The following is an 8,068-nucleotide window of genomic DNA, read 5'->3' as shown; positions in this document are numbered from 1 at the left end:
GCGCATTCAGGGAGCTGCCGGGCCTGGTCGCCGACGGCCGCGACATGGGCACGGTCATCTTCGCCGACGCCCCCTACAAGGTGTTCCTGACCGCCAGTGCCGAGGAGCGTGCCGAGCGCCGGCATAAGCAGTTGAAAGACAAGGGGGTTTCTGTTAGCTTTGATGACCTCCTGCGCGAGATCATGGCCCGCGACGCCCGTGATGCTCAGCGTACCGTGGCGCCCCTGAAGCCGGCAGACGATGCCGTCCTCATCGACACCACAGGCATCGGCATCGCAGATGTCGTTGCCAGAGTGATGGATCTGCTTCCGGTTCCGGCTGCCTGATCCGTTCGCGCAGGGGCACTGCCAGCAACACCGGTGGTGGTCGCGCACTTGCAGTGCTGTACAAGCTCCGTCGCGCAATGATGCGTGGCGGTTTTCCTACTACACACGACCTGCGTTTCCGGGGTCGACCAACAGGCGGGCGGTCGCCATTCCCCTGAAGGGGACGCCACCGACCCATGTGTCCAACAGAGTAAATCTAATGACCGAATCATTTGCCGAACTGTTTGAAGCCAGCCAGGCCAACCTGGCCAAGCTGAAGCCGGGCGCCATCGTCAGCGGTACCGTTGTTGAAGTCCGCGGCGACGTCGTGGTGATCAACGCTGGCCTGAAGTCCGAAGGCATCGTGCCGATCGAACAGTTCCGTAACGACGCTGGCGAAATCGACGTCGCCGAAGGCGACATCGTCAAGGTCGCCCTCGACTCGATCGAGAACGGCTTCGGCGAAACCGTCCTGTCGCGCGAGAAGGCCAAGCGCGCGATGGTGTGGGACGAGCTGGAAGAAGCGTTGGAAAAGAACGAAACCATCACCGGCCGCATCAGCGGCAAGGTCAAGGGTGGTTTCACCGTGGACATCAAGGATGTCCGCGCCTTCCTGCCGGGTTCCCTGGTCGATGTGCGCCCGGTGCGCGATCCGGCCTACCTGGAAGGCAAGGAGCTGGAATTCAAGCTCATCAAGCTGGACCGCAAGCGTAACAACGTCGTGGTCTCGCGCCGCGCTGTCGTCGAAAGCGAGCACTCGGAAGAGCGCGAGCAGCTGATGGACAAGCTGCAGGAAGGCGCGATCCTGAAGGGTGTCGTCAAGAACCTGACCGACTACGGCGCGTTCGTGGACCTGGGCGGTATCGACGGCCTGCTGCACATCACCGACATGGCATGGAAGCGCGTGCGCCATCCGTCCGAAGTCGTCAACGTCGGCGACGAGCTGGACGTGCGCGTGCTGAAGTTCGACCGCGAGCGCAACCGCGTTTCGCTGGGCCTGAAGCAGCTGGGCGAAGATCCGTGGGATAACATCGCCCGTCGTTACCCGGCCAACAGCCGCGTCTTCGGCAAGGTCTCCAACGTCACCGATTACGGCGCGTTCGTTGAGATCGAGCCGGGCGTCGAAGGCCTGGTGCACGTCTCCGAGATGGATTGGACCAACAAGAACGTCAACCCGTCCAAGGTTGTGCAGGTGGGTGACGAAGTCGAAGTGATGGTGCTGGACGTCGACGAAGAGCGTCGCCGCATCTCGCTGGGCATGAAGCAGGTTGCCGCCAATCCGTGGGAAACCTTCGCTGCCACCCACAAGAAGGGTGACAAGGTGTCGGGCCAGATCAAGTCGATCACCGACTTCGGCATCTTCATCGGCCTGGACGGCGGCATCGACGGCCTGGTCCACCTGTCCGACATCAGCTGGAACACCACCGGCGAAGACGTCGTTCGCAACTTCAAGAAGGGCGACACCCTGGACGCTGTTGTCCTGGCCGTCGATCCGGAACGCGAGCGCATCTCCCTGGGCGTGAAGCAGCTGGAGCAGGATCCGTTCGGCCAGTACATGGCTGCCAATCCGAAGGGCTCCAAGGTCGAAGGCGTGGTGAAGGAAGTCGACGCCAAGGGCGCGATCATCGAGCTGGCTGACGGCATCGAAGGTTACGTCTCGGCACGCGACATCGCCAACGAGCGCGTTGACGACGCCACCCAGCACCTGAAGGTCGGCGACAAGGTCGAAGCCAAGTTCGTGGGCATGGACCGCAAGGGCCGTACCCTGCAGCTGTCGATCAAGGCCAAGGACGACGCTGAAATGCGCGAAGTGCTGGAGGAATACCAGTCCTCTTCGGCTTCCAGCGGCACCACCCAGCTGGGCGCGCTGCTGCGTGCACAGCTGAACGGCAACAAGTCCGAGTAATCGGCCTTACGCTGTACGTTGTTTCCTGGACGGCCCGGGCATTGCCCGGGCCGTTTCAGGCTGAGAGACCCCTGATGTGAGCCGGCGATGACCAAATCCGAACTGATCGAAATCCTTGCGCGCCGCCAGGCGCACCTGAAGGCCGATGATGTCGATCTGGCGGTGAAGTCGTTGCTGGAAATGATGGGTGGTTCCCTCTCTGCCGGGGATCGCATCGAAATCCGTGGCTTTGGCAGCTTCTCGCTGCACTACCGGCCGCCGCGCCTGGGTCGCAACCCGAAGACCGGCGAATCGGTGGCCCTGCCGGGCAAGCACGTCCCCCATTTCAAGCCGGGCAAGGAACTGCGCGAGCGGGTCAGCAGCGTGCTGCCGCTGGATGCCGATCCGGCCTGAGGCGCCTGTCGCGCGACGACGTGCGATTTTTCCCGCCAGTCGGATAAGCTACAGGCTCTTGGCACTGGAGCTGTCGCATGAAGGTCTTTCGTCTGCTGGTGCTGCTGGCAGTGCTGATCCTTGGCCTGATCATCGGCGCGGTCAACATGACCGACATGTCGATCAACCTGTTGTTCACCCAGTTGCATACGTCGGTTGGCGTGGCGTTGATCGCCGCACTGCTGGTCGGCGTGGTCGTCGGTGCCGGGCTGGTGCTGGTAAGCGTGGTCATTCCGCTCTACAGCCAGCTGCGCCGCGCCAACAAGTCGGTGGCTGCCACGTCGGCCCCGGTTCCTTCCTCCCAATCTTTTGATGGACGCTGATCGAAGATGGATTTCGTCACCGAGTGGTTCTGGTTCTTCCTGTTCGTGCCGCTGGCAGCCATTGCCGGTTGGGTCATCGGCCGTCGTGGTGGTCAACGCCACGGTGACAACCAGGTCAGCCGCCTGTCCAGCACCTATTTCCGCGGCCTGAACTATCTGCTGAACGAGCAGCCGGACAAGGCCATCGAACTGTTCCTGCACATCGCGGAACTGGACAAGGAAACCTTCGAAACCCAGGTCGCACTGGGCCACCTGTTCCGCCGCCGTGGCGAAGTGGACCGCGCCATCCGCCTGCACCAGGGCCTGGTCAACCGCAACGACCTGAGCGATGCGCAGCGCGTACAGGCCCTGCTGGCGCTGGGCGAGGACTACATGAAGTCCGGCCTGCTGGATCGCGCCGAAACGGTGTTCACCGAACTGGCCCAGCTGGATCAGCGTGCGCCGCAGGCGCTCAAGCACCTGATCGGCATCTACCAGGCCGAGCGCGACTGGGAAAAGGCGATCGACAACGCCACCCGCTTCGAAGACGTGACCGGCGAGCCGATGGGCAAGCTGATCGGGCAATTCGAATGCGAGCTGGCCGAGCGTTTCCGTGGCGCCGGCAAGCTGGACGAGGCGAGGGCGGCCATTGCCCGCGCCTACCAGGCCGATGCCATGTCGGTGCGCGCCGGCATCATTGAAGGCCGCCTGGAAACCGATGCGGGCAACGCAGAGGCGGCCGTGCGTGCGTTCGAGCGCGCCGCGCGCAATGACCCGGAATATCTGCCGGAGCTGCTGCCGGCGTTGATGGAAAACTACCGCAAGGTGGGCGACCTTGGCGGCGCGCGCGCGTTCCTGTCGGAGATGACCGAGCACTACCGCGGTATCGCCCCGGTGCTGGCGCTCACCCGCCTGATGGAAGAGCAGGAAGGCGTGGCCCCGGCGCGCGCTTACCTGGGCCGCCAGCTGAAGGATCGCCCGTCGGTGCGTGGCGAGTCGGCGCTGATCGACCTGACCCTGGCCGAAGGCGCCGATTCCACCGCCACCCTGCACGACCTCAAGCACATCACCGACCAGCTGCTGGTGCGCAATCCGGCCTATCGCTGCACGCGCTGCGGCTTCGGCGCACGTACCCACCACTGGCAGTGCCCGAGCTGCAAGGAGTGGGGCACGGTGAAGCCGCTGCTGAACTACGCGGTGCTCTGAACCATGCCGTGGCTGGTGATGGGTGCGCTGCTGGGCCTGGCCCTGCTCAGTGCTGGCTTGACGTGGGCCGCGCGCGGTTACGCGCTGCGCCGGCAACTGCTGGACCAGCCCGGCGAACGCCGCAGCCATAGCGTGGCCACGCCGCGCGGTGGCGGCATTGCCATTGTCATCAGCCTGTTGGTGGCCGCCGGTGCTGCCATGTGGGCCTGGCCGCAGGCCGCAGGCAGTGTGCTGGTCGCCAGCCTGGGCCTGGTGCTGGTGGCCGGCATCGGCTGGTGGGACGATCATCGGCCGCTGCCAGCGGTGCGCCGCCTGTGTGTGCATGTGGTCGCAGCCGCGCTGTTGGCTGGGCTGGTGAAGCTGCACGGCGGCAGCTGGTTGCTGGTGGCGCTGGTGCTGTTCTTCACCACCTCGCTCATCAACATCTGGAACTTCATGGATGGTATCAACGGCATTGCCAGCAGCCAGGCGATCATCGCCGCGCTGGGGCTGGCGCCGGTGCTGCCGTGGCCCTATTCATTGGCCGCCATCGCGCTCGGCCTGGCCTGTCTGGGTTTCCTGCCGTTCAATTTCCCCAGGGCGAGGATCTTCATGGGTGACGTCGGCAGCGGCGCGCTCGGTTACGCGGTATCTGTGGTACTTGCCATCGCCAGCCTGAAGACCAGCATCCACTGGATGCTGCTGCTGGTGCCGATTTCACCATTCCTTGTGGACGCAGGCTTCACACTGTTGGCGCGCATGCTCTCCGGACAACGCTGGATGGAACCCCACACCCAGCACGTCTACCAGCGCGCGGTGCAGGCAGGAGCCAGCCACGCACAGGTCACAGGGATGTACTTTGTTTTGGGCCTATTCAGTATTACAGTGTTCAATGTCTGCTCCAGTTTGCAGCCGAGGTGGGAGGCTGTCGTAGCGGTCGCGTGGTTTGCCGCGCTGACTCTGCTCTGGCTCCTCCTGCGCAATGGATTGCGCAATCGATAAGGAATTACACGAAATATGTCTTCACCTTGGCGGGACAGAATCCTCGGTCTTTTGCCGCGCACGGCCATCGTCTGCCACGACCTGTTCATGGTCTGGGCGTGCTGGCAGCTGCTGCATGCAGGCCGCTACTCGATCCTGGCCGACGCGCCGGCGCTGCCCCTGTGGAACGTCGACACCACCCTGGTGCTGGCCCTGCAGGGCGTCGTCTTCTGGCGTGTAGGCCTGTACCGCGGCCTGTGGCGGTTCGCCAGCGTCAGCGACCTGCTGAACATCTTCAAGGCCAGCTTCATCGGTCTGGTCGCGATCGTGCTGGTGCTGGCCTGGAAGCGCTTCAATGGCGTGCCCATGTCGGTGCTGGTCATCTATCCCTTCGCGCTGTCGGCGCTGCTGGGCGCACCGCGGCTGCTGTACCGCGCCTGGAAGGACTACCAGTCGCTGCAGTCCGATTCCACTGCGCGCCGGGTGCTGATCCTGGGCGCCGGCCAGGCGGCCGAGACGCTGGTGCGCGACCTGCGGCGTTCCGGCAACTTCGAGCCGGTCGGCCTGCTGGATGATGCCCCGCACCTGCGCGGTGCAAAGCTGCAGGGCCTGCCTATCCTGGGCACGCTGGACGATGCGCCTGCCGTGGTGCGCGAAAGCGCGGCCAAGCTGCTGGTCATCGCCATTCCCTCGCTCGATGCGGTGGGCATGCAGCGCGTGGTCGCCATCTGCGAAAGCACCGGCGTGCCATTCCGCACCGTGCCCAAGCTCAGCGACATCCTGCAGGGGCAATCGCTGCCGGGTCAGCTGAAGGAAGTGGCGATCGAGGATCTGCTGGGTCGCAAGCCGATCATGCCCGACTGGAATCTGATCCGCGGCTGGCTGGGCGGGCGTACCGTCATGGTCACCGGCGCGGGCGGCTCGATTGGTTCGGAACTGTGCCGGCAGTGCGCGCGCCACGGCGCAGGCCGTATCGTGCTGGTGGAGATCAGCGAACTGCTGCTGCTGACCATCGAAGGCGAGCTGCGCCGCAGCTTCCCCGATATCGAGGTGGAGGCCGTGCTGGGCGATTGTGGCGACCCGGCGGTAATGCGCCACGCGCTGTCGCTGCACCCGGTCGATACCGCCTTCCATGCCGCCGCCTACAAGCACGTGCCCGTGTTGGAACGGCAGCTGCGCGAGGCGGTGCGCAACAACATCCTGGCCACCGAGAACGTCGCACGCGCCTGTCTGGAAGCGCGCGTGGAGCATTTCGTGTTCATTTCCACCGACAAGGCGGTCGATCCGGTCAATGCGCTGGGCGCCAGCAAGCGCTATGCGGAAATGATCTGCCAGAGCCTGGACCAGAAGTCCACGCATACCCGTTTCGTAACCGTGCGCTTCGGCAACGTGCTGGCTTCGGCCGGCAGCGTGGTGCCGCTGTTCCGCGAACAGATCCTGCGCGGCGGTCCGGTCACGGTGACCGACCCGGAAGTGACCCGCTACTTCATGACCATCCCCGAGGCCTGCCAGCTGATCCTGCAGGCGGCCGCCTCGGCCTCGCACGGGGCCATCTACACCCTGGACATGGGCGAGCCGGTGCCGATCCGTGTGCTGGCCGAGCAGATGATCCGCCTGGCCGGCAAGCAGCCGTACAAGGACATTCCGATCATCTACACCGGTCTGCGTCCGGGCGAGAAGCTGCACGAGACGCTGTTCTATTCCGACGAAGACTACCGCCCGACCTCGCACCCGAAGGTGCTGGAAGCGGGTGTGCGTACCTTCTCGCGCGATCTGGTGCTGGGCAACGTGCCCAAGCTGCGTGAGGCGACGGTCAGCTACGACACCGGCGCGATCCAGGAGATCCTGTTCGCGACCATGCCCGAATTCTCACCAATCGAACAGGACGCTTACATCTCGTCCGCTAAAGTCGTGCCATTCCCCGCACGAGAGGCCAGCAGGCACTAATGAGCAAGCGCATTCGCAAGGCAGTTTTTCCGGTGGCAGGCCTGGGCACCCGTTTCCTGCCCGCCACCAAGACGGTTCCGAAGGAAATGCTGCCGATCATCGATCGGCCCCTCATCCAGTATGCAGTGGACGAGGCGATCGAGGCGGGCTGTGACACCCTGGTGTTCATCACCAACCGCTACAAGCACGCCGTTGCCGATTACTTTGACAAGGCCTACGAGCTGGAACAGAAGCTGGAGCGTGCCGGCAAGCAGGAACAGCTGGAGCTGATCCGCCACGTGCTGCCCGAAGGCGTGCGCGCGATCTTCGTCACCCAGGCCGAGGCACTGGGCCTGGGCCACGCCGTGCTGTGCGCCAAGGCGGTGATCGGCGACGAGCCCTTCGCCGTGCTGCTGCCCGACGATCTGATCTGGAACCGCGGCGCCGGTGCGCTGAAGCAGATGGCCGATCTGAACGAGGCCAGTGGTGCCAGCGTGATCGCGGTGGAAGACGTGCCGCACGAGAAGACCGCCAGCTACGGCATCGTCGCCACCGAGGCGTTCGATGGCCGCAAGGGTCGCATCTCGCAGATCGTGGAAAAGCCCAAGCCGGAAGATGCGCCGAGTGATCTGGCGGTGGTGGGGCGCTACGTGCTGAGCCCGAAGATCTTCGAGCTGCTGGAGCAGACCGGCAGTGGTGCCGGTGGCGAGATCCAGCTGACCGATGCGATTGCCGCGCTGCTGGCACAGGAGCCGGTGGATGCCTACCGCTTCGAGGGCACGCGCTTTGACTGCGGCACCCACCTGGGTCTGGTCGAAGCGACGATCCGCTTCGCGCTGGACAACCCGAAGCTGGCCGGCCCCGCCCGCGAGAAGCTGGCAGCGATGCTGGCGGAGTAAGGTTTTATCAGGCGCTCCGTGCAGCGCCTTCCTATCTCCCCGGGGAGGCGGGGGCGGGCCGCTGCAGGACACGCCGTAACCCCATGCCTGGGGGCCCGTGGGGGCCATCCCTGGCGCCTGGGGTCCTGCATC

8 protein-coding genes are annotated in these 8,068 nt (G+C 64.7%); all 8 read left to right on the top strand.

Features of this window, described 5'->3' with window-relative positions; genetic code table 11:
* On the top strand, window positions 1-326 hold a 326-nt coding region (locus RTY46_RS19250), incomplete at its 5' end, for a (d)CMP kinase (RefSeq protein WP_312710373.1).
* Between the two features lie 199 nt (window positions 327-525).
* Window positions 526-2,211: a 30S ribosomal protein S1 gene (rpsA, locus tag RTY46_RS19245; protein ID WP_057498113.1), complete on the top strand. Its 1,686-nt coding sequence runs from the start codon at window positions 526-528 to the stop codon at window positions 2,209-2,211.
* Between the two features lie 87 nt (window positions 2,212-2,298).
* Window positions 2,299-2,604 carry an integration host factor subunit beta gene (locus tag RTY46_RS19240; protein ID WP_005409286.1) on the top strand — a complete coding sequence of 102 codons (306 nt, stop codon included), beginning with the start codon at window positions 2,299-2,301 and terminating at the stop codon, window positions 2,602-2,604.
* Between the two features lie 77 nt (window positions 2,605-2,681).
* A complete protein-coding gene (locus RTY46_RS19235) occupies window positions 2,682-2,966 on the top strand; it encodes a lipopolysaccharide assembly protein LapA domain-containing protein (RefSeq protein WP_312710372.1) in 285 nt (94 codons plus the stop codon).
* Window positions 2,967-2,972: 6 nt separating this feature from the next.
* On the top strand, window positions 2,973-4,151 hold the full coding sequence (gene lapB, locus RTY46_RS19230; RefSeq protein WP_312710370.1) for a lipopolysaccharide assembly protein LapB: 1,179 nt from the start codon (window positions 2,973-2,975) through the stop codon (window positions 4,149-4,151).
* Window positions 4,152-4,154: 3 nt separating this feature from the next.
* A complete protein-coding gene (locus tag RTY46_RS19225; RefSeq protein WP_312710369.1) occupies window positions 4,155-5,132 on the top strand; it encodes a glycosyltransferase family 4 protein in 978 nt (325 codons plus the stop codon).
* 15 nt (window positions 5,133-5,147) lie between these two features.
* Window positions 5,148-7,058 carry a nucleoside-diphosphate sugar epimerase/dehydratase gene (locus RTY46_RS19220; protein WP_312710368.1) on the top strand — a complete coding sequence of 637 codons (1,911 nt, stop codon included), beginning with the start codon at window positions 5,148-5,150 and terminating at the stop codon, window positions 7,056-7,058.
* Window positions 7,058-7,936 (top strand): UTP--glucose-1-phosphate uridylyltransferase GalU, encoded by an 879-nt coding sequence (galU, locus tag RTY46_RS19215; protein ID WP_108752873.1) that lies wholly within the window; start codon window positions 7,058-7,060, stop codon window positions 7,934-7,936. The genes RTY46_RS19220 and galU overlap by 1 nt, the downstream gene beginning before the upstream one ends.
* Window positions 7,937-8,068: the final 132 nt, after the last annotated feature.

The organism is Stenotrophomonas sp., assembly GCF_032056425.1.
Classification (GTDB): domain Bacteria; phylum Pseudomonadota; class Gammaproteobacteria; order Xanthomonadales; family Xanthomonadaceae; genus Stenotrophomonas.
Note: the sequence above shows the minus strand (reverse complement) of the source record. Positions and strands in the feature narration are given on the sequence as shown.